This window comes from Chitinophaga sp. GbtcB8, from assembly GCF_019091455.1.
Lineage (GTDB): Bacteria > Bacteroidota > Bacteroidia > Chitinophagales > Chitinophagaceae > Chitinophaga.
In genome coordinates this window covers 107,108-126,688 of record NZ_JAGXJN010000002.1, presented here as the reverse complement: position 1 = coordinate 126,688, position 19,581 = coordinate 107,108, and the positions used below count along the sequence as shown (strand labels likewise).

Below are 19,581 nucleotides of genomic sequence, written 5' to 3'. Positions count from 1 at the left end.
CAACTTATTTATGAAACGGTATTATAAAACAGGTTGTTTACTCCTTATTAGCTGCCGGCTTATTTTAACAGCAGCTGCGCAGGATGTGGGTTTCTCCCAGTTCTATGACCAGCCCTTGCTGCGCAACCCCGCATTAGCCGGCATCTTTGAAGGCGATGTAAGAATTACAGCATCCTACCGTAACCAGTGGCAAAGCGTTACCATCCCCTATCGTACGTTTGCCTTAAGCTCGGAAGTTAAGCTCACCCCTGGTTTTATGAGCGATGATAACCTTACCATTGGCCTGCAGCTCATGCGCGATGTGGCAGGCACCTCAGAGTTCAGCACTACACAAATACTGCCGGCAGTTAACTACAGCTTCCCGCTCAGCAGGGAACATAATTCCTATTTATCCGTAGCTTTCATGGGCGGTTTAATGCAGCAGCGGTTTGATCCCAGTAAGTTGGTAATGAACGACCAGTTCGTGGCCGGCAGCAATGGCGCCTTCAGTATCCTGCCATCTTCCCGCCAGGTCTTTAACAATACCAGCATTAACTATTTCGACTTCTCCACCGGTTTAAGTTATAACGGTGTTATAAAAGAGCAAACAGATTATTTCGCCGGCATCGGCTTATTCCATCTTAAAAGGCCACAGGTAGGCTTTTACGACGGCCACACCATTACCCTGAACAGGAAGCTGGCCCTCAATGCCGGGCTCTCAACCCCCACCAGCGAAAAAGACCGCTTCATTATTTACGCAGATTATTTCAAACAATTTGGCGAACGTTTTACGCCCGTAGGCATCAGCTCCATGCAGGCAGGCGTAATGTTAAGTCATGATTTTTTTGGAGATGAGCAGCAGATCATTACCGGCGGTGTACTTTATCGTATGAGCGATGCCGTTATACCCGTTATACAGCTACAGCTGTATAATTTTATGGTAGGTATGAGCTACGATGTGAACATTGATAAGCTGGCCACTGCATCAAAATACCGCGGAGGATTGGAACTGGTATTATCCTACCGCGGTTTCCTGAACACCCGGCAAAGCGAGCGCCGGCAAACCCTCTGCCCTAACTTCCGCCGGTAAAAAAGAAACGCATTATTTTTTAAGGAACTCCACAATCATGGCCGTTACCAGAGCAGGTATTACACTATTTGGGTCCGGTGCGCAGATCTCTCCGATATAATCACCATGCCCGCCCGGCAGTATGGCCAGCTGCGCATGCGGCAGCAAACGGGATAGTGCCAGCGCAGACTCAGGAAGTATTACATCAGCATCAGCATTCAGTACTAACGTTGGCGCCTGTATGGCTTTTATATCTGCATCGCTGATGTCTTTAAAGGTCAGCATCCGGTTACTGTCCCGGTTAAACATAGCCTGTAATCCTTTCGGGTCCGGGTTGGCTTTCAGGTAAGCGGCTTTCAGCAAAGGCGGCATATTATCCAGCGTAGCATGTTGCATACCGTCAAAAAAGCCGGGCACCATATTGGAACGTTTGTAAGCGGCAGAAGCCAGCACCAGCTTGTTAACTACTTCCGGGTGGCGTATAGCCAGCTCCAGGGCCGACGTGCCCCCATTGCTAAAGCCCATAACATCCGCTTTGGGTATCTGCAGCTGTTTCAGTAACGCTGCTACATCATCCGCATCCTCTGCAAAACCAAACGGGCGGTCAGCATCCAGCGTATGCCCATGCGCCTGCAGCTCAATAGCAATTACCTGCTGGGTTTTAGCCAGCTCCGGCAATATCCTGCCAAAGGTAGATTCAATGGTAGATCCGCCGCCATGTAGTAAAACCAGTGGTTTACCGCTGCCATGGATCTCGTAATACATCTGTAACCCGTTCACTGCTGCGTAACGGCCTGTAGGTTGCTGCTGTGCATTCATTTGTAAATGTGTTATGATCAGTAAAAATATAATTATTATTCTTGGCATGTTATAGCGTTTTCGATAGCACAAACTTACACCGGGGCGCTTAATAATGCAGGCCGCAGGTACGTCAATTTACAGGGTGGAATGCGTCAGCCCATGCGTTAAACACTGTTAATGTTTGCCTTCCCTTAACAATAAATAACACTCCCAATGCCGGTCTGGCACAGTTTTGTCATTTACTATAACGAAACCAAAAAGTAGAAACCGCCTGCAGACGTTCCACTTTGAGCTATTCATCACATTCAAAACTTATAAGCATGAAACCATTAAAATATTTCATCATCGCAGTAGCACTTATTGCAGGATTCAGCAGCTGCATGGTTGAAAGCAGGGGACCGGGTTATTATCATCCCCGTCCGCATTATCATCACCATCATCATGGGCATGGGTATTACCGGTAAACACCATTAATAAGAAGCCGGGATGTTAGAGCATTCCGGCTTTTCACATCACACGCATATGATCATATGATATCTCAAATGTTATAGGGCAGCATACTTTGTTTTGGGTAATTAAATGCTTATCTTCTCTCTCTCCTTTACCTATGCAACAAGTACAAACAAACGCCCCATCAAATGCTGCCGCCAGGGTACCTGCTGCCACCAATAACAGCACACACACCGGCGCCGCTAAACCAGCGGTTGCGCCACTTCAGCTTTTAAAAGATCTTGCAGCGGAGGAACCTGTTGAAACCGGGCATCAAGGGCACACCCCACAGGAATCATGGTCTGCCGTGCAGCAAAAACAGGAACGGCTGCAGCCGGCTTTGCAAAAAAAAGAAAGCACCGGCGCTCATGTGCTGCAGAGAAGATGCGCCCCCCAGCAATTGCAATGGGTGGCTAATTATGAAGATAGCGGGCTTACGGTTGAAGGTGTATTCTCTGATGCCGATATACAACGCGGATATGTAATTAATGATGAGGACAAAGGGACTGTTGCACATGAGTTTATACAAAAAGCAAATGGTGGCTGGATACGGGAATACGGCATACCACCAGTACCACCAGACGTAGCATGGCATTATGCAGATATGGTAAAAGACAAAGATATCTATGAAATAAAACCGGAGGGCGGGGTAGAGAATGCCGTTGCCCAGGCAACAAGATATGTTAACTGGGCTAATGTTGCTAACCCGGGCCATAAACTTGCAACAGCTGCCTTTAATGAAAATACACCATTGCTTAGGAAGGAGTTGCCGTTACTTAGTCCTGCCACCGGACAGGTAGAAAATGACACGTTTGAATTAGGCTTACATTATTGGAATGACGAGGCAGGAGAAATACTTTATAAATGGGGAATAAAGAATCTATCAGCAGAAGCACGAAGGAGGGCTAAAGAAAAAAGAAAACGTGAAGAAAAAAAGGGGAAAGAGCAAAAGGAAAAAAATGAAAAGATCCAAAAGGGACAAGCATTTAGTATAGCCTCATGGGCTAAAAAGAAACCGGCGCCGGCAAAAACAGCTTCCGCTGTAGCGGAAAGCCCTTCTGCAACAGCAGAACCAACGGAGGCTCCTGAGCCAGAAGCAGAGGAACCAGTGGTGATAGAAGAGGAAGAGTCTACCTCCTGACCGCCAACCGCCCACAGCTAACCGCTAACCGCTAACTGCCAACCGCTAATTACATACATCCGTTCACGTAATACCATATATCCGGCACATTCCTTGCTACTTCCACCCCTCACATTCATCAGCAGGCAAGGGCTGGCGCCCGCGCCTAAATACCCACAGTGCATTACTTAGCGCTAATTGCAATTGGTAATCACCATTTTTTACCTTTCTTTGCACTTAGTTTTGAGTAAACCCCGGCCTGGCCAGGGAAAAGCAGGGAATTATAAGAACAGGAATACGGATTGATTGTACATGTCCATTATCACGCTCACATCAGACATCGGTTATCAGGATTACCTCGTAGGTGCCATCAAAGGGCAGCTGTGGCAGGACTGTCCGGGTTGTCACGTGGCGGATATCACCCATCACATCTCCCCCTTTAACTTACCACAGGCCACTTACATCTGCAAAAGCGCCTTTGCCTGGTACCCGCCCGCCACCTTTCATATCGTGCTCATTAACCTGTTTGACCGTAAAGCAGATCACGTGCTGCTGGCCGAATGGAATGGCCAATACATTGGCTGCGCGGATAACGGCCTGATCTCCATGATCACCGGCGGCCAGGCCATTAAAGTGCTGAAGCTGCAGCTGGACAGCACCAAACCAAAGAACACCTTTACCATTATACAACGGTTTACCCAGGCATTAAAGAGCATCCAGGATGGGCAGCCCTGGGAGCAGCTGGGCACACCCGCTACGGATATTACCATTAAGAACAACCTGCAGCCCCTTACCGGCGACGATTATATTGAAGGACAGATCATCCATATCGACAATTTCGAGAACGTGGTAGTGAACATTACCCGCCAGCAGTTTGAAGAACACCGCAGGCAGCGTAAGTTCAAGATCTTCTTCCGCCGGGATGAGGTCATTAACCAGCTCTCCGAAACCTATGCCGATGTGGCGGAAGGCCAGAAGCTGGCCCTGTTCAATGCCGCCGGTTACCTGGAAATTGCCATCAATAAAGGCAATGCCGCCGGCCTGTTTGGCCTGCAAAGCTTTGGCCGTGACCAGCTTACGCAATCCGGCGGTTACCAGCACCTCTCTTTTTATCAAACGGTGCGTATTATTTTTGAATGACCTTAACACAAAAAAACAACACGCAGGTTTTTTTTCCGCAATAGCCAGTCCCGGTATTCAAACCACCCTCCACTTCCCGATATTCACACTTTTCACCATTACCCGCTGATTACTAACCATTTCCCTGCTTTCAAAACCCCGTAATGGCGCTGCAACCCGTGCGCAACCCGTGCGCAATTCGGGTGCAACCAGGGTCCCTTCCTCCTAAAACACCCCTTTTCCCCTACTAACATCCCTGCGCAACTCCTCCCCCCTACATAAAACCCCACATTACCCTACCCCTGACTGCCAACCGCCACTCTTCCCTTATTTTTCATACATAAAAAGATATTATATAAAAAGTTAAATCTGTTTCGCTAAATACCATAATTTGCTACTTTTTCTATTTTTGTCGGAATTTAAACCCAACGTAATGAATTTTAAACGGACGAATAACATTGTAGGCTGGGTAATTTGTATAATAGCCTGCACTGTGTATATCATGACAATGGAAGCTACCGGCAGTTTATGGGACTGCGGTGAGTTCATTTCCAGCGCTTACAAAGTGCAGGTGCCTCACCCTCCCGGAGCCCCATTGTTCGTGTTGCTGGGAAGATTGTTCACTATGTTCCTGAAACCCTCTGAAGCTGCCCTGGGCGTAAACCTTATGTCGGCCCTTTCCAGCGGTTTCACTATCCTTTTCCTTTTCTGGACCATCACCCACTTTGCCCGCCGTTTAATGGTAGCCCCCGGTGAAGTGATCAGCAGCGAAAAAATGATCGCTATCATGGGCGCCGGTATCGTTGGCGCTTTAGCTTATACCTTTTCAGATTCTTTCTGGTTCTCCGCCGTTGAAGGCGAAGTATATGCCATGTCATCCCTGTTCACCGCCCTGGTATTCTGGGCTATCCTGAAATGGGAGCACGAGGCAGATGAACCCTATGCCGATCGCTGGATCGTGTTCATAGCCTTTATGATGGGCCTTTCCATTGGCGTACACTTACTGAACCTGTTAACCATTCCCGCCATGGTAATGGTATACTATTTCAAACGTTACAAAGTAACCGCCTGGGGCACTTTCTGGGCCTTTATAGTAGGTTGTGCCATAACCGGCCTGGTACAGAAGTTCATTATCCAGGATACCATCAAGGCATCCGGTTACATGGATGTATTCTTTGTAAACAGCCTGAGCATGCCCTTCTTCACCGGTTTTGCCTTTTATTTTATAGCGCTGGTAGTGGTGCTGCTGTTAGGTTACCGCAATGCAAAGCTGGGCCTCTACGCCCCGCTTATCCTGATAGCCTCCGTGATCATCATCCCCGCATTTAATACAACCGATGGTGGTGGCGTTATCCTGGTAAAGCTGGTAATAGCCGCCGCTGTGCTGCTGATCCCGTACTTCCTGAAGCTGGCAGGCATAAAAACAAATGCCGCATCTACCGTACATTTCAGCAAGCTCACTATTTCGTGTATCCTCTTCCTGTTATTGGGTTACTCCACATATGTTACTACTATGGTGCGCTCAACCGCCAACCCATCTGTAGATATGTATAATGTGGACAATCCCATTTCCCTGGTAGGATACCTGGGCCGCGAGCAGTATGGCGATTTCCCGCTGGTATATGGACAGGTGTTCACCGCCCGCCCAACCGAGTACAAAGAAACCGGTAACGTATATGCCCGTGGAAAAGATAAATATGAAATAGCCGGCAAAAAGGTAGAACCCGTATATGCCGCCGACGATAAAATGCTGTTTCCCCGCGTATGGGACGGCAGCAACGACCAGGGACACGCGGATTACTACCGCACCTACCTGGGCCTGCAGCAGGGCGAAAAACCCTCCTTTGCAGATAACATCAAGTTCTTCCTGGGATACCAGGTGAATTTCATGTACTTCCGCTACTTCATGTGGAACTTTGTTGGGAAACAGAACGATACCCAGGGCTATGGCAACGTACGCGATGGTAACTGGATCTCCGGTATCCCCTTCCTGGACAACTTCCTGTATGGCGATCAGTCCAACATGCCGGACAGCTTAAAAGATAACAAGGCCCACAACCGCCTGTTCTTCCTGCCGCTGATCCTGGGCATTATTGGTTTATTATACCATTATAAGAAACACCGCAGGGATAGCCTGATCGTAGGCCTGCTCTTTTTCTTCACCGGTTTTGCGATTGTTATTTATCTGAACCAGGCCGGTAACCAGCCCCGCGAACGTGATTATGCTTACGTAGGCTCCTTCTATGCCTTTGCAATCTGGATAGGGCTGGGCGTATTATCTGTATATGAGTTCTTTAAGGAAAAGCTCAAACAGCCAAAGATCTCCGCACCGCTGGCATCAGCCCTGTGTATACTGGCCGTACCGGTATTAATGGGCAGCCAGGAATGGAATGACCACGACCGCTCTACCAAAACCGTAGCACGCGACGTGGCCAAAGATTACCTGGAATCCTGCGCACCCAACGCCATCCTGTTCACCGTAGGTGATAACGATACTTATCCTTTATGGTATGCCCAGGAAGTGGAAAACATCCGTCCGGATGTACGCGTGATCAACCTGAGCCTGTTGGGCGTAGACTGGTACATAGATCAGCAGCGCCAGAAAGTGAACCAGAGCGATCCCGTGCCCATGACCTGGAGCGCCGACAAATACCGCGGCGAGAACCGCAACTACATCCGCTTCTACGATGCAGGTGTGTTCCCGCAGGATAAATTCTACAACCTGAAAGAAGTAATGGGCTTCATGGCATCCGATGATCCCCGCGCTAAGCTCAGCACCACAGATGGCAGCCAGGAAAACTTCCTGCCCACTCAAAAGCTGTTCATACCGGTGAATGTAGCCGCCGTGATCAAAGCCGGTGTAGTGGATATTAAGGATAGCGCCAAAGTACAACCGCAGCTGCCCTTCCAGATATCTAAAAGCTACCTGCTGAAGAACGACCTGGCTGTATACGATATTATTGCTGCCAATGACTGGAAACGCCCCATCTACTTCACCAGCCCCACAGACCTGGGCCTGAATGATTATTTGCAGATGGATGGTTTAACCTACCGCCTGGTGCCCATGCATAAAGAGCCTAACAACGATATGCTGGGCGCGGATTTCAATGTAAATTCACCGGTGATGTACAAGAACCTGATGACGAAGTTCGACTTTGGCGGCGCCAACACCAGCACCACTTACTTTGACGAACCTAACCGCAAGCTGCTGCAGTACCTCCGTAACGCCTATACGCGTTTAGGAACCGTGCTGGCGCAGGATGGCGCAAAAGATTCTGCGCTCACCGTGCTGAATAAGGCTGACAAGAACCTGCTGGAAAGTACTTTCCCGTATGCCATGACAGCCCCCAACAACATGCATAACTATAGCTCTCTGCAAACAGCATATGCATATTACCTGGCCGGCGACGTGAAGAAAGCCAATGAAATTGCAGGCAAGATCACCCGCGACTGCCAGCAGCAGCTGCAGTACTACCGCTCCCTGCCCTCCGGCAAGTTAAGCAACGATCTGCAGCACGATGGCCAGCTGGCCGAACAGTTCATTTCCCTGCTGCAACGCATGAAGAACGACTTTGGCGACAGCACCAAACAACGTGAGCTACCCGGCAGCATCAATACTGTACCGGATAGCGGGAAGTAGTTAATTCGTAATTAACACAAATACAAAAGCGGAAGGTTTGAAGCAGGCATCAATCGCCTTTAACTTCAAACCTTCCGCTTTTATTTCAAATGATTATTAAGTACATCTTGCTACAATGCTACAGCTTCGCTACCTGCGCCTTCCAAAACTCCGCGCTCGCCTTCACCTCCGGTACACTATTCTCCCAATGGTATTCATACTCCGCAGACATATTCCCTTTAAAATGCTGTTTTTTCAGCTCTTTCAGCACACCAACAATATTGCTGTGTCCCTGTCCCCAGATCACATCATGAGCTTTGGGTGATTTTTCGCTCATATCTTTCAGGTGCAGGCTCAGTACATGGCCCTGCAGTTTTTTAATGCACTCAACGGGGTCCAGGCCGGAGCGTACCCAGTGGCCAATATCAGCACAGGCGCCAAACAACGGGCTTCTGCCCTGTATAGCTGCCAGCACGCTGTCGGGAGTCCAGTAATGGGCTGGTTTCGGGTGGTCGTGGATCGCTACTTTGATCTGGTATTGATCGCACAGTTTGGAGATCAGGTCCCAATGCTCATCCTTGGGTTCAGCAGTGATCACCTTTATGCCCATATCTTTGGCAAAGTCAAACATCTGCTTCCATTCTGCTTCATTTTGGGGCGATACCACGCCGTATGCCACCAGGGTTTTATGTTTCTTTTTAAATAATGCTTTCAGTTGCTCGCGGCGGGAGGCCGGCATTTTAAAATCCGTGGTACCTTCAATACCATCGCCGATCTGCTGGCTGGAGTAACATTCTACATACTGTATACCGCAGCTGTCCATTTTGTCCAGCGCTTCTGCCAGGGTAAAACGGTTAAAGGTATAGGCCTGTGCGCTCAGCTGCCATCCCATATCATCTGCTTTGGCCTGTGCATGGGCCGCCTGCCAGGCTGCTCCTGTGGTGGTGAGGGCACCCGCCAGCAGGAACACGTTCATCAGTTTTTTCATGCTTTTTAAATATTTGTTTAGTTAGATAGTTGAAAAATAATGGCTTTTGCCCAACAATGCAAGGGAATTAATTCCCCCCCTCTCAAAACCTACACTCCATCCCCATACATCTCCTACCATCCTTCTCCGCTCCCATTCCATGCGCTCCCCCATTCCCATATAACTCCATCTCCCCCAACAGCTAACCGCCAACAGCTAACTGCTAACTGCCACTCCCCGCGGTATCTCCGTAGGCGAATACCCAAAATGCTTCTTGAAAGCAAAGGAAAAATGCGACAGGTTTTCAAATCCTGCTTCCAGGTAAATATCCGCCGGTTTGCGGGCTTTCTCGCTGAGCTCATAATGGGCCAGCTCCAACCGTTTTTGCGTCAGCCACCGCTGCGGGCTTACAGAGAATGCCTTTTTGAAGTCCGTTTTAAAAGTAGTGAGACTGCGGCCGGTAAAGTAGGCAAACTTCAGCAGCGGCATGTTAAACATAAAGTTCTTCTCCATAAAATCAACCAGGTCTATCTTACCAGGCAAAGAAAAATTTGCCAGGCAGCGGTCTATGGTGGGGTCTAGCGTACGCAGAATGGTGATCGCCTCTTCCAGTTTTACGGATACGATCGCCGGCGGAATACCTTCTTCCAGCTCAAAGTATGGGAGCAGCGAGCCGAAAAAGCTTTCCAGCAAAGGGTGGGTCCCATAGCTCCTGATACCATGGCCCTGGCAAGGTGTTAGCACAGGCTCATGGCGGGTATAGTAGGCTTTCAGTCGTTCCTCCCGGAGGCTGATAGTGATCGATTTGTAAGGTTTGCCGTCTTTAGAATATTTGATGAACGTTGCCAGCTGGTTACGGGGACAGAACCAGGTATCCCCCGGCTTTAAAATATAGGTTTGATCGGCAATAATAACCTTTACCTCACCGGATATAAGGTGGCCAAACGAGTGATCCCCCGAAAGCAGGTCGAGCTTGAGATACTTATCCTGGATACAGGGCAGCATGATCTCTTCTGAAGCAGTCCAGTATGTAGACATGATATAACTTTTGATATTACAAAGGAACGCATCAATCCTCATTGAAAGATGCGTTCCTTAAAGTAGTTTATTCCACGGCGAATTTAATGCCGGTTAATTGCTCGCTCAGCGCCCAGAGCTTTTGAGCGTTTTCCGCATCAACAGCTTCCGGTGTTACACCTTTGGTCATCACGAATTTTTCCGGGTTGTAACCTTTCCATTCCTTATCCAGCGGCGCCACTTCAGTATCGTCACAATAAACGCCGCCAATATTCGCCAATTTGGGGCTGGTGGCGCACCAAACGGTAGTAGAGGCGCCCTCTTCCAGGTTTTTGTAACCATTATAAGGGTCGTGCCGGAAACTGCCGTCTTCATTATAGATCCCGAAAGCGCTTAACGTTTCATGGGATAGGTCACGGCCCAGGTCAGTTCCTGCTATAGCGCCCGGATGCAGGCTATAGGACCTTATTCCAGCGGCCTGCGCACGCTTATCCAGTTCTACCGTAAAAAGAATATTCGCTGTTTTTGCACGGGCATAGGCAGCTGAGGGGTCATAAGGCTGATGCTCAAAATTAGGATCATCCAGGTCAAGGGGCGCCATATGATGTCCCCAGGACGAAACATTGACCACCCGGGCTCCGTTTGCGTTCTTTAAGGCCGGCCACAAGCGGGCTGTCAGCTGAAAATGCCCCAGGTGATTGGTGGAGAACTGCGATTCATAACCACGGGCATCACGGCGTAAAGGCGTCAACATAACACCCGCATTGTTGATCAGCAGGTGTAATGGTTTATGCAGCGCCAGGAACTGATCCGCAAAGGCATTGATCGAGGCCGGATCCATCAGGTCCATTTCCAGTACGGTCACATTGGGTATTCCGGTAAGGTTCTTCGTAGCCTTTTCGGGGTTCCGGGCTGGTACATACACCGCTGCCCCAGCTGCAACCAGTGCCTTTACAGTTTCTACGCCAATACCTGCATAACCGCCTGTTACAATAGCTGTTTTTCCGCTAAGATCTATGCCCTTTATAACGTCCATGGCCGTTGATGCTGCGTCAAATCCCGAACCTATGGGCTGCTGTAAAGCGCCGTAATAATTATTTGCTTTAGTTTCCATCAGTTTAATGATTTTATTAAAAGCAAAGTTCACACATTACTTGCCGGGCTGGTTTGTTCAAAAGGCGAAATATGCTTTGTTCAAAAGACGGCCCGCGATCATATTTCTATCTTGTTACGAAGGTCAAACTTTAACTTAGCTATCCAATCCCACCACCAATCACAAAAGCCCTGCTTAACTGCCAGCTATTCTCCATTCGCTTCCATCTCCGAAAACCGCTAACTGCTAATTGCCAACCGCTAACTGCTAATTGATAATTCGTAATTCCCAATTCTCTCCTCTTTTCCGTAATTTTAGAAAATGAAAACGGAGATGCATTAAAAACGGAAAAAAAGACACTACACGGAGGCAACCAAAGCGCCTTCTCTTACGAAATCATTAAAAATTCAATTTACACGATCGTCTTCACGCTTTAAAAAGAACGGAACCCACAGATCTCACGAAAGCACTTCGATCTATGGATCTCCCTGAAGACCAATCATTACGGTGCATTAATCATAGGATGAAATCAAAATTCAGATGAGAGGATTACAATTTTCCAGGTTTGTGCCTGGTGAAGATGACAAATCGCCCTTTGAGAAGCTCCTGAACCTTTTTACACAGTTGCTTACTTATACCAGCGGCGATGTTACGGAAGCCCTCCAATGGCTTACAGAGCTGGATAAAGAATACAACCTGACCAATGAAGAATATGGTATAGGCGATTTTATACAGGAGCTGAAAGACAAAGGTTATATCCGGGAAAATGAAGAGAGCGGCCAGATCAGCATTACCGCCAAAACCGAACAGGATATCCGCAAAAAAGCATTGGAAGAGATCTTCGGCAAGCTGAAGAAATCTACCATGGGGGATCATAATATCCGCAAATCCGGCCAGGGCGATGAGCTGAATGCAGACACCCGCGCCTACCAGTTCGGCGATCCGCTGGAACAGATAGATGTTACGGACTCCCTCCGCAATGCGCAGATCAACCACGGCATTGAAGCCTTTTCCATTAACCAGGACGACCTGGTAATAAAGGAAACCGACTTCAAAACACAAACCAGCACCGCGCTCATGATCGATATCTCACACTCCATGATCCTGTATGGCGAGGACCGCATTACCCCCGCCAAAAAGGTGGCCATGGCGCTAAGTGAGCTGATCACCACCCGCTATCCCAAGGATACGCTGGATATTATTGTGTTTGGAAACGATGCCTGGCAAATAGAGATCAAAGACCTGCCCTACCTGCAGGTAGGCCCTTACCATACCAACACGGTAGCCGGCCTGGAGCTGGCCATGGACATCCTGCGCCGCCGCCGCAACCCTAACAAGCAGATCTTTATGATCACGGATGGCAAACCCACCTGCCTGAAGAACGGGAAGCAGTACTATAAGAACAGCTTTGGCCTGGACCGCAAGATCCTGAACCGTACGCTGAACCTAGCCGCACAATGTAAAAAGCTGAAAATACCCATCACCACCTTCATGGTAGCCTCCGATCCCTGGCTGCAGAAATTTGTGACGGAATTTACAGAAACCAACAACGGTAAGGCCTTTTTCTCCGGCCTCGACAAACTGGGACAGTTCCTGTTCTACGACTTTGAAAGCGGGAAAAAGAAAATGCTGTAATTAACACACATCAATTTTAACACACCATTAATACCGGGATACACTATTATTGTAGCAGTACCCGACTATTAATTATTAATTCTTCATTATTAATTATTGTATGAATACGAACATAAGAACGCTGGGAGAACTGAAAAAGAGCGGCTATAAACCTAAAACAGTAAAGGAAGAGATCAGGCAAAACCTCATTCGTAAACTGCAACAGAAAGAAAATACCTTCCCCGGCATCATCGGTTATGATGATACGGTGATACCCGATACGGAAAGAGCCCTGCTGTCACGCCACAACATTTTATTCTTAGGGCTGCGCGGCCAGGCCAAAACACGCATGGCCCGCCAGATGATAGAGCTGCTGGATGAATACATTCCCATCATAGCAGGATCAGAAGTGAATGATAACCCTTTTGATCCACTGTCACGCTACGGCCGCGACCTTGTAGCGGAAAAGGGCGATCAAACGCCCATTGAATGGATCTCCCGCGATGCACGCTACGGCGAAAAGCTGGCCACGCCGGATGTATCCGTAGCAGACCTTATCGGGGATATAGATCCCATTAAAGCAGCTAACCTGAAGCTGAGTTATGCAGATGAGCGCGTGATCCACTTCGGCATCATTCCCCGCTCCAACCGCGGCATTTTTGTGATCAACGAGCTGCCCGATCTGCAGGCCCGTATACAGGTAGCCCTGTTCAACATTCTCCAGGAAGGCGATATACAGATCAGGGGTTTCAAAGTGCGCATGCCGCTGGATATCCTGTTCGTATTCACCGCTAACCCGGAAGATTATACGAACCGCGGCGCCATCGTAACACCGCTGAAAGACCGTATTGAAAGCCAGATCGTTACCCACTATCCCAAAACAGTGGAGAACTCCCTGCTGATCACGGAACAGGAAGCTGATGTGCACGATGAGCAGAAAGGGAAAGTACATTTATCCGACCTGGTAAAACGCCTCATAGAGCAGGTAGCATTTGAAGCCCGCAACAGCGAGTACGTGGATAAAAAGAGCGGCGTATCCGCCCGCTTAACCATTGCCGCATATGAAAATGCAGTAAGCGCCGGCGAACGCAGGGCCATCATCAACAAAGAAAAGGAAACGCACGTTCGTATAGCCGACCTGCAGGGTATTGTACCCGCCATTACCGGTAAAATAGAGCTGGTGTATGAAGGGGAGCAGGAAGGCCCGCTGCAGGTAGCATTTAACCTGCTGGATAAAGCCATGCGCACCCTGTTCTCCAACTACTTCCCGAACCCGGATTCATTTAAAAAGCGCAGCAAACAGGCAGCCGCAGCCCAGGAAAACCCTTACCGTGCCGTTATTCAATGGTTTGATAAAGGAAATACTGTGAACCTGCTGCAGGATGTAGGCGATAAACAATATGAAACCGCGCTCCAGAAAGTAGATGGCCTGAAGGACCTGATCAAGGGCAAGTTCCCGCACACCAATGGCAAAGAGCAGCTGCTGCTCATGGAATTTGTGCTGCATGGCCTGGCAGCCTACTCCCTCATCAGCAAAAAGATGGTGGAGAACGAAACCCGCTTCAGCGACCTGCTTGGCACCATGATGAACTTCACCATGGGCAACGAAGAACAGGAAGAAGATACATTCTAACATGTGGCTTACCTTATACTCAAAATGTCCTGCACTCACCCTGCAGGACATTTTTTTTACCCTCCGCCCTTAAAGAAGGTATTCATTTGTTTCATTCTGGTTGTTATTTTTTGCATTTTTACTTTTTACTTTCTCCCTTTTTGCTTTTTGCTGCTGCATTTGCTATCTTGTCTTGCTAACCTTTCCACGAACTAACACAACACACAGTTATGAACAATTCCCGACGAGATTTCATCCGCTCCGCCTCCACCATGGTGGCCGCGGCAGCCATGCCTTCCGCATTAAATGCATTTCCAAAATTAGTGGCCCCCAGCGACCGCCTGAATGTAGCCGCTATCGGCATCAACGGCATGGGCTGGGCCGACCTCACCGCCATGCTCAAAAACCCGGCAGCACAGTGCGTAGCCCTCTGTGATGTCGATAAAAATGTGCTGGACAAACGTGCCGCTGAGCTGGCGCAGAAAGGCATTAAGGTAAAAACGTATAGTGATTACCGTAAGCTGCTGGAAAGTAAGGATATTGATGCCGTTATCATTGGCACACCAGACCATTGGCACGCCCTGCAAATGACAGAGGCCTGCGCCGCAGGAAAAGATGTGTATGTGGAAAAACCTATCGGCAATTCCATAGCCGAATGTAATGCCATGGTAGCCGCGCAGGAGCGCCACCAGCGCGTAGTACAGGTAGGCCAGTGGCAACGCAGCCAGCAGCATTTTAAAGATGCCATCGACTTTGTATACTCCGGCAAGCTGGGCCAGGTACGCCTGGTAAAAGCCTGGGCATATATGGGCTGGATGAAGTCCATCCCCAAAAAGCCCGACGGTACTCCGCCCGCTGGTGTAGATTATGACATGTGGCTGGGCCCTGCGCTAAAACGGCCTTTTAACCCTAACCGCTTTCACTTTAACTTCCGTTGGTATTGGGATTACGCAGGTGGCCTCATGACCGACTGGGGCGTGCACCTGCTGGATTATGCGTTCCTGGGCATGAAAGCTCAGCGTCCGAAATCCATAATGGCCGCAGGCGGTAAGTTTGCTTACCCGGATGATGCAGCCGAAACACCGGACACCCTCACTACCGTATATGAATTTGATGGGTTCAACATTCAGTGGGAACACGCCATTGGTATTGATGGTGGCCCCTATGGCCGCGATCATGGTATAGCCTTCATTGGCAATAACGGTACCCTGGTGCTGGACCGCGGCGGCTGGGAAGTGATCCCCGAAAAGGATAAGATGGAAGCTGTGCCCCGTAAACCCAAGGTAGATGATGGCTTGGACCTCCACACCAAAAACTTTGTAGAAGTAGTGAAGTCGCGCAAATTCAGCGATTTGCATACTCCTATACAAGCTGGTGCCAACGTTGCCATTAATGCCCAGATGGGTAACATTGCCTTTAAAACCGGCAAAAAGATCTATTGGGATGCCGCCAATAACCGCTTTAAAGATGAAGAAGCCAACAAGTTCCTGGCCGCTCAGTATCACAACGGTTATAACATTCCGAAATAATGTGCAAATGTGCAGATATGCAGATGTGCAATACAGCCGTCTGCATACCTGCACATCCGTACACTTACCCTCATCTGCACATCTGCATATTTCCATATCTGCACATCAAAACTTGATTTCATGTACTTCCGCATAACCACCCTTTTATTTTTATTTGCTATCAGCGCACACGCACAAAACAATACGCAAATGAAGCCAGAAGAAACCGAAGTATGGGAGCCCGTGCCCAAAGTAGTTACACCCGGCACATCCACCAACACCGCACCAAGCGATGCTATCATCCTGTTCGATGGTAAGAACCTGGATCAATGGGCAAACGATAAAGGCGGCCCGGCTGCCTGGGAATTAAAGAACGGTATAGTAACTGTAGTAAAAGGCGCCGGCACCATTCAAACCAAAGAAAAGTTTGAAGATTTCCAGCTGCACATAGAATGGCGTACACCCGAAAAAGTGGTAGGCGAAAGCCAGGGCCGCGGCAACAGCGGCATTTTTATGCAGGGCTTATATGAGCTGCAGGTATTGGATAACTATAATAACCGCACCTACTCCAACGGGCAGGCCGGCAGCTTTTATAAACAAAAAATTCCTTTGGTAAATGTGTGTAAGAAACCCGGTGAATGGCAAACCTATGACGTAATATGGACCGCACCGCGCTTTAATACCGATGGCTCATTGAAATCACCTGCACGTGCTACCGTATTGCAGAATGGAGTGTTGGTACAGAATAATGTGGAGCTGGAGGGAGGAACATTATATATCGGAAAGCCGGCTTATAAACAACATGGTCCCGGCCCCATCATCCTGCAGGATCATGGCAACCCGGTAAGCTACCGGAATATCTGGATCAGGACCTTATAACGCAGTATCCCCTTCCAGCGGCATAGACAGGTACACGGCGTTGCTGATAGGGTTGTCGTAATAAGCGGCAATAGGCTGAAATCCCAGGGAAGTGTACAGGTCTATGGCAGGCCGCATATGCGCCAGCGTGTCCAGCAGCATGCGGTGATAACCCAGCGCTTTACCTGCTTCCACGGCTTTGGCGGCCAGCTGTTTACCAATACCGCGTCCTTTATAGGCATCGCGTACGAATAAACGCTTCATTTCGCAGGTAGTGTTATCAAAACGGCGTACCGCTACACAACCCGCTGCATGGCCGTCAACCTTGGCCATAAACAAAGCTCCGATAGGTGCGGCGTAATTATCAGGAAGCGCCAGCAATTCCTCCTCAAAACGCTGAAAGCTCAGGTCCACGCTCAACCACGATGCATACTCGCGGAAAAGGGATTTCACCTGCTCCAGTTCTTCAGCGCTGCTTTTCTCAGTTATTTGAATAATTTCCAGCATACTGATTTTTAAGTTTGTAATATTCCGAAAACGCAAAAAGCCTCCTGAGTTTCAGAAGGCTTTTTATCCGGAGTGAGGTACCGAGCAGATCCGACCTGCTGTAAAAGGTTTTGCAGACCTCTGCCTGGCCACTCGGCCACGGTACCATTTTCCTTTTATCTTAGTCCTCTCCGCCTCAGGCGAACACGGAACCGTCGATTTTTGTAGGACTGCAAAGGTAGTGTTTTTTATATATTAATCAAATAAAAATTGACAAATATGTACCGCCCCATCCACCCCGCAACTAGCAGCAGATCACTTACATTTGCAGCATAATTCAGTAACCCATGCAAGATCGTATAGCAGAATCAGAGTTTATCCTCAACAGCCGCGGCGCCGTGTACCACCTGGATGTAAGGCCCGAAGAACTGGCCGCCACCATCATTACCGTAGGAGATCCGGACCGTGTGCAGCAGGTAAGCCAGCACTTTGATAAGGTAGAGCACAAGTCTAATCACCGCGAGTTTGTAACCCATACCGGTTATATCGGCAGCAAACGTCTCAGCGTAGTATCTACCGGCATTGGTACGGATAATATAGATATTGTGCTCAATGAGCTGGATGCGCTGGCCAACATCGACTTTAACACCCGCTTTATAAAACAAAAACCGGTACGCCTGCAGATCATTCGCCTGGGTACCTCCGGTGCATTAAATGAGCATATACCTGTAGATGCTTATGTGGTATCCTCTTTTGGTTTAGGGCTCGATAATCTGCTGCCCTGGTATGAGCTGGAAAATACGGCTGATGAAAAGGCCATGCTGGCCGCTTTCAGCCAGCAGGTAACTTTACGGCCCGGCAGCGCTAATCCTTACCTGGCAGCAGCATCCACAGACCTGTCAAAACATTTCCAGGAAGGTTATCATACAGGCATTACCGTTACCTGCCCGGGATTTTATGCACCCCAGGGCCGTGCGCTCAGGGGCCGCCTCTCCCACCCGCAGCTGCTGGAACAGCTTACCGGTTTTGGGTTTGAATCACACCGTATTACCAACTTTGAAATGGAAACTGCCGGCATCTATGGCCTGGGGCGCGTTTTAGGCCATGATTGTTTATCCATCAGCACTATCGTAGCCAACCGTATCCGCCAGGAGTTCAGCAAAGACGGCGCAGCAGCAGTACAACGCATGATTGAGAAATCAGTGGAGATCATTGCCGCGTTGTAATTCGCAAAACGCTTAACGCCGAATGCTTAACGCTAATGCAGCGATGCTATATCTGCATTCAGGCATAACATAATCAGCATTAAGCGTTTTGCGTTAAGCATTAAGCATTCAATTCTAATTCGTAATTTTGCTCCGCTATGACTCTCCACTTCTACAAATACCAGGGCACCGGCAATGATTTCGTGATCATGGACAACCGCGACGGCCGTTATGATGCGCTCACTAACCAGCAGGTTCACGACCTGTGCCACCGGCGTTTTGGTATTGGCGCTGATGGCCTGATGCTGCTCAATACCCAGCCCGGCTACGACTTTGGCATGAAGTATTACAATGCCGACGGTAATGAAAGCAGCATGTGCGGCAATGGTGGCCGCTGCCTCACCGCATTTGCCCGTAAAATGGGCCTTACGCAGGAAAAGCTGCGCTTCCTGGCCGTTGATGGCCCGCATGAAGCCACTATGACCGGCGATAGCTGGGTGAACCTGAAAATGCAGGACGTGGATTCCGTAGAACATGGCCCCCTTTATTTTTACCTCAATACCGGCTCCCCCCACTTTGTAAAGTTCGTGAACGATGTACAGTCACTGGACGTATTTACAGAAGGCCGCCAGATCCGTTATAACGACCGCTTTGCCGCAGAAGGCACCAATGTGAACTTTGTACAGGAGCAGGATAAAGGCATTTTTGTACGCACCTACGAACGCGGGGTGGAAGATGAAACCTACTCCTGCGGCACCGGGGTTACTGCCGCCGCCCTTACCGCCGCCGGACCTGAAACAAAAGAATACCGCATACCCGTACAAACCCTAGGCGGTAACCTGGAAGTACGGTTCACCAAAACCGGCGAGCGCACTTTTCAGGATATCTGGCTCTGCGGCCCTGCTACCCTCGTATTTGAAGGCCAGGTAACAATTAATTAATAATAGAAATGAATAATGAAGCAGGCCGGTTTCCCGCCCTGCGCAGCACCTTTTAAAACCGCTGCCCCCCGCCCCACGTCTATT

16 protein-coding genes and 1 tRNA gene are annotated in these 19,581 nt (G+C 49.0%); 11 read left to right on the top strand and 6 right to left on the bottom strand.

What is annotated here, in order from left to right; genetic code table 11:
* The first annotated feature begins 10 nt into the window (after nt 1–10).
* On the top strand, nt 11–1,069 hold the full coding sequence (locus tag KVT36_RS03565; protein WP_217602127.1) for a PorP/SprF family type IX secretion system membrane protein: 1,059 nt from the start codon (nt 11–13) through the stop codon (nt 1,067–1,069).
* A gap of 12 nt (nt 1,070–1,081) precedes the next feature.
* On the opposite strand, the gene KVT36_RS03560 is transcribed toward KVT36_RS03565, so the two are convergent.
* A complete protein-coding gene (locus tag KVT36_RS03560; protein ID WP_217602126.1) occupies nt 1,082–1,915 on the bottom strand; it encodes an alpha/beta fold hydrolase in 834 nt (277 codons plus the stop codon).
* Nucleotides 1,916–2,169: 254 nt separating this feature from the next.
* Here KVT36_RS03560 and KVT36_RS03555 point away from each other — a divergent pair, with 254 nt between their 5' ends.
* The 4 genes from KVT36_RS03555 (at nt 2,170) to KVT36_RS03540 (ending at nt 8,217) form a co-directional block, all read left to right on the top strand.
* Nucleotides 2,170–2,313 carry a hypothetical protein gene (locus tag KVT36_RS03555; RefSeq protein WP_217602125.1) on the top strand — a complete coding sequence of 48 codons (144 nt, stop codon included), beginning with the start codon at nt 2,170–2,172 and terminating at the stop codon, nt 2,311–2,313.
* A 143-nt stretch (nt 2,314–2,456) separates the two neighbouring features.
* Complete coding sequence (locus KVT36_RS03550; protein ID WP_217602124.1) at nt 2,457–3,479, top strand: hypothetical protein; 1,023 nt, start codon at nt 2,457–2,459, stop codon at nt 3,477–3,479.
* Nucleotides 3,480–3,770: 291 nt separating this feature from the next.
* Entirely contained in the window at nt 3,771–4,598 is an 828-nt protein-coding gene (locus tag KVT36_RS03545; RefSeq protein ID WP_217602123.1) for an S-adenosyl-l-methionine hydroxide adenosyltransferase family protein, read from the top strand.
* Nucleotides 4,599–5,010: 412 nt separating this feature from the next.
* Nucleotides 5,011–8,217: a DUF2723 domain-containing protein gene (locus KVT36_RS03540; RefSeq protein WP_217602122.1), complete on the top strand. Its 3,207-nt coding sequence runs from the start codon at nt 5,011–5,013 to the stop codon at nt 8,215–8,217.
* A 118-nt stretch (nt 8,218–8,335) separates the two neighbouring features.
* Here the strand turns inward: KVT36_RS03540 and KVT36_RS03535 are convergent, their stop codons facing one another.
* From KVT36_RS03535 to KVT36_RS03525, 3 genes are all read right to left on the bottom strand, one after another.
* Nucleotides 8,336–9,184: a sugar phosphate isomerase/epimerase gene (locus KVT36_RS03535; protein ID WP_217602121.1), complete on the bottom strand. Its 849-nt coding sequence runs from the start codon at nt 9,182–9,184 to the stop codon at nt 8,336–8,338.
* 195 nt (nt 9,185–9,379) lie between these two features.
* Nucleotides 9,380–10,201 carry an AraC family transcriptional regulator gene (locus KVT36_RS03530; protein WP_217602120.1) on the bottom strand — a complete coding sequence of 274 codons (822 nt, stop codon included), beginning with the start codon at nt 10,199–10,201 and terminating at the stop codon, nt 9,380–9,382.
* A 67-nt stretch (nt 10,202–10,268) separates the two neighbouring features.
* Nucleotides 10,269–11,294 (bottom strand): SDR family NAD(P)-dependent oxidoreductase, encoded by a 1,026-nt coding sequence (locus KVT36_RS03525; protein WP_217602119.1) that lies wholly within the window; start codon nt 11,292–11,294, stop codon nt 10,269–10,271.
* Nucleotides 11,295–11,813: 519 nt separating this feature from the next.
* Here KVT36_RS03525 and KVT36_RS03520 point away from each other — a divergent pair.
* The 4 genes from KVT36_RS03520 (at nt 11,814) to KVT36_RS03505 (ending at nt 16,886) form a co-directional block, all read left to right on the top strand.
* Nucleotides 11,814–12,908, top strand: a complete 1,095-nt coding sequence (locus KVT36_RS03520) for a VWA domain-containing protein (RefSeq protein WP_217602118.1) — start codon at nt 11,814–11,816, stop codon at nt 12,906–12,908.
* A 100-nt stretch (nt 12,909–13,008) separates the two neighbouring features.
* Nucleotides 13,009–14,520, top strand: a complete 1,512-nt coding sequence (locus tag KVT36_RS03515; RefSeq protein ID WP_217602117.1) for a sigma 54-interacting transcriptional regulator — start codon at nt 13,009–13,011, stop codon at nt 14,518–14,520.
* Nucleotides 14,521–14,729: 209 nt separating this feature from the next.
* Nucleotides 14,730–16,028 (top strand): Gfo/Idh/MocA family protein, encoded by a 1,299-nt coding sequence (locus tag KVT36_RS03510; RefSeq protein ID WP_217602116.1) that lies wholly within the window; start codon nt 14,730–14,732, stop codon nt 16,026–16,028.
* A gap of 120 nt (nt 16,029–16,148) precedes the next feature.
* Nucleotides 16,149–16,886 carry a DUF1080 domain-containing protein gene (locus tag KVT36_RS03505; RefSeq protein ID WP_217602115.1) on the top strand — a complete coding sequence of 246 codons (738 nt, stop codon included), beginning with the start codon at nt 16,149–16,151 and terminating at the stop codon, nt 16,884–16,886.
* Here the strand turns inward: KVT36_RS03505 and KVT36_RS03500 are convergent.
* Together KVT36_RS03500 and KVT36_RS03495 are read right to left on the bottom strand one after the other, a co-directional pair.
* Nucleotides 16,881–17,372, bottom strand: coding sequence for a GNAT family N-acetyltransferase (locus tag KVT36_RS03500; protein WP_217602114.1), 492 nt, complete (start codon nt 17,370–17,372; stop codon nt 16,881–16,883). The two genes, KVT36_RS03505 and KVT36_RS03500, sit on opposite strands and share 6 nt — an antisense overlap.
* A gap of 75 nt (nt 17,373–17,447) precedes the next feature.
* Nucleotides 17,448–17,518 (bottom strand) — tRNA-Cys (locus KVT36_RS03495).
* 180 nt (nt 17,519–17,698) lie between these two features.
* Here KVT36_RS03495 and KVT36_RS03490 point away from each other — a divergent pair.
* Together KVT36_RS03490 and dapF are read left to right on the top strand one after the other, a co-directional pair.
* The gene (locus KVT36_RS03490; RefSeq protein ID WP_217602113.1) at nt 17,699–18,577 is read left to right on the top strand and encodes a nucleoside phosphorylase; all 879 of its coding nucleotides are present in this window, start codon (nt 17,699–17,701) and stop codon (nt 18,575–18,577) included.
* A 137-nt stretch (nt 18,578–18,714) separates the two neighbouring features.
* Nucleotides 18,715–19,497 (top strand): diaminopimelate epimerase, encoded by a 783-nt coding sequence (gene dapF, locus KVT36_RS03485; protein WP_217602112.1) that lies wholly within the window; start codon nt 18,715–18,717, stop codon nt 19,495–19,497.
* Nucleotides 19,498–19,581 lie beyond the last annotated feature (84 nt).

What these genes read in the sequence shown, in the direction of transcription:
- KVT36_RS03560 (WP_217602126.1), bottom strand. Translation starts at nt 1,915, where the DNA reads ATGCCAAGAATAATAATTATATTTTTACTGATCATAACACATTTACAA.
- KVT36_RS03555 (WP_217602125.1), top strand. Translation starts at nt 2,170, where the DNA reads ATGAAACCATTAAAATATTTCATCATCGCAGTAGCACTTATTGCAGGA.
- KVT36_RS03545 (WP_217602123.1), top strand. Translation starts at nt 3,771, where the DNA reads ATGTCCATTATCACGCTCACATCAGACATCGGTTATCAGGATTACCTC.
- KVT36_RS03490 (WP_217602113.1), top strand. Translation starts at nt 17,699, where the DNA reads ATGCAAGATCGTATAGCAGAATCAGAGTTTATCCTCAACAGCCGCGGC.
- KVT36_RS03505 (WP_217602115.1), top strand. Translation starts at nt 16,149, where the DNA reads ATGTACTTCCGCATAACCACCCTTTTATTTTTATTTGCTATCAGCGCA.
- KVT36_RS03510 (WP_217602116.1), top strand. Translation starts at nt 14,730, where the DNA reads ATGAACAATTCCCGACGAGATTTCATCCGCTCCGCCTCCACCATGGTG.
- KVT36_RS03530 (WP_217602120.1), bottom strand. Translation starts at nt 10,201, where the DNA reads ATGTCTACATACTGGACTGCTTCAGAAGAGATCATGCTGCCCTGTATC.
- KVT36_RS03520 (WP_217602118.1), top strand. Translation starts at nt 11,814, where the DNA reads ATGAGAGGATTACAATTTTCCAGGTTTGTGCCTGGTGAAGATGACAAA.
- KVT36_RS03515 (WP_217602117.1), top strand. Translation starts at nt 13,009, where the DNA reads ATGAATACGAACATAAGAACGCTGGGAGAACTGAAAAAGAGCGGCTAT.
- KVT36_RS03550 (WP_217602124.1), top strand. Translation starts at nt 2,457, where the DNA reads ATGCAACAAGTACAAACAAACGCCCCATCAAATGCTGCCGCCAGGGTA.
- KVT36_RS03535 (WP_217602121.1), bottom strand. Translation starts at nt 9,184, where the DNA reads ATGAAAAAACTGATGAACGTGTTCCTGCTGGCGGGTGCCCTCACCACC.
- KVT36_RS03525 (WP_217602119.1), bottom strand. Translation starts at nt 11,294, where the DNA reads ATGGAAACTAAAGCAAATAATTATTACGGCGCTTTACAGCAGCCCATA.
- dapF (WP_217602112.1), top strand. Translation starts at nt 18,715, where the DNA reads ATGACTCTCCACTTCTACAAATACCAGGGCACCGGCAATGATTTCGTG.
- KVT36_RS03540 (WP_217602122.1), top strand. Translation starts at nt 5,011, where the DNA reads ATGAATTTTAAACGGACGAATAACATTGTAGGCTGGGTAATTTGTATA.
- KVT36_RS03565 (WP_217602127.1), top strand. Translation starts at nt 11, where the DNA reads ATGAAACGGTATTATAAAACAGGTTGTTTACTCCTTATTAGCTGCCGG.
- KVT36_RS03500 (WP_217602114.1), bottom strand. Translation starts at nt 17,372, where the DNA reads ATGCTGGAAATTATTCAAATAACTGAGAAAAGCAGCGCTGAAGAACTG.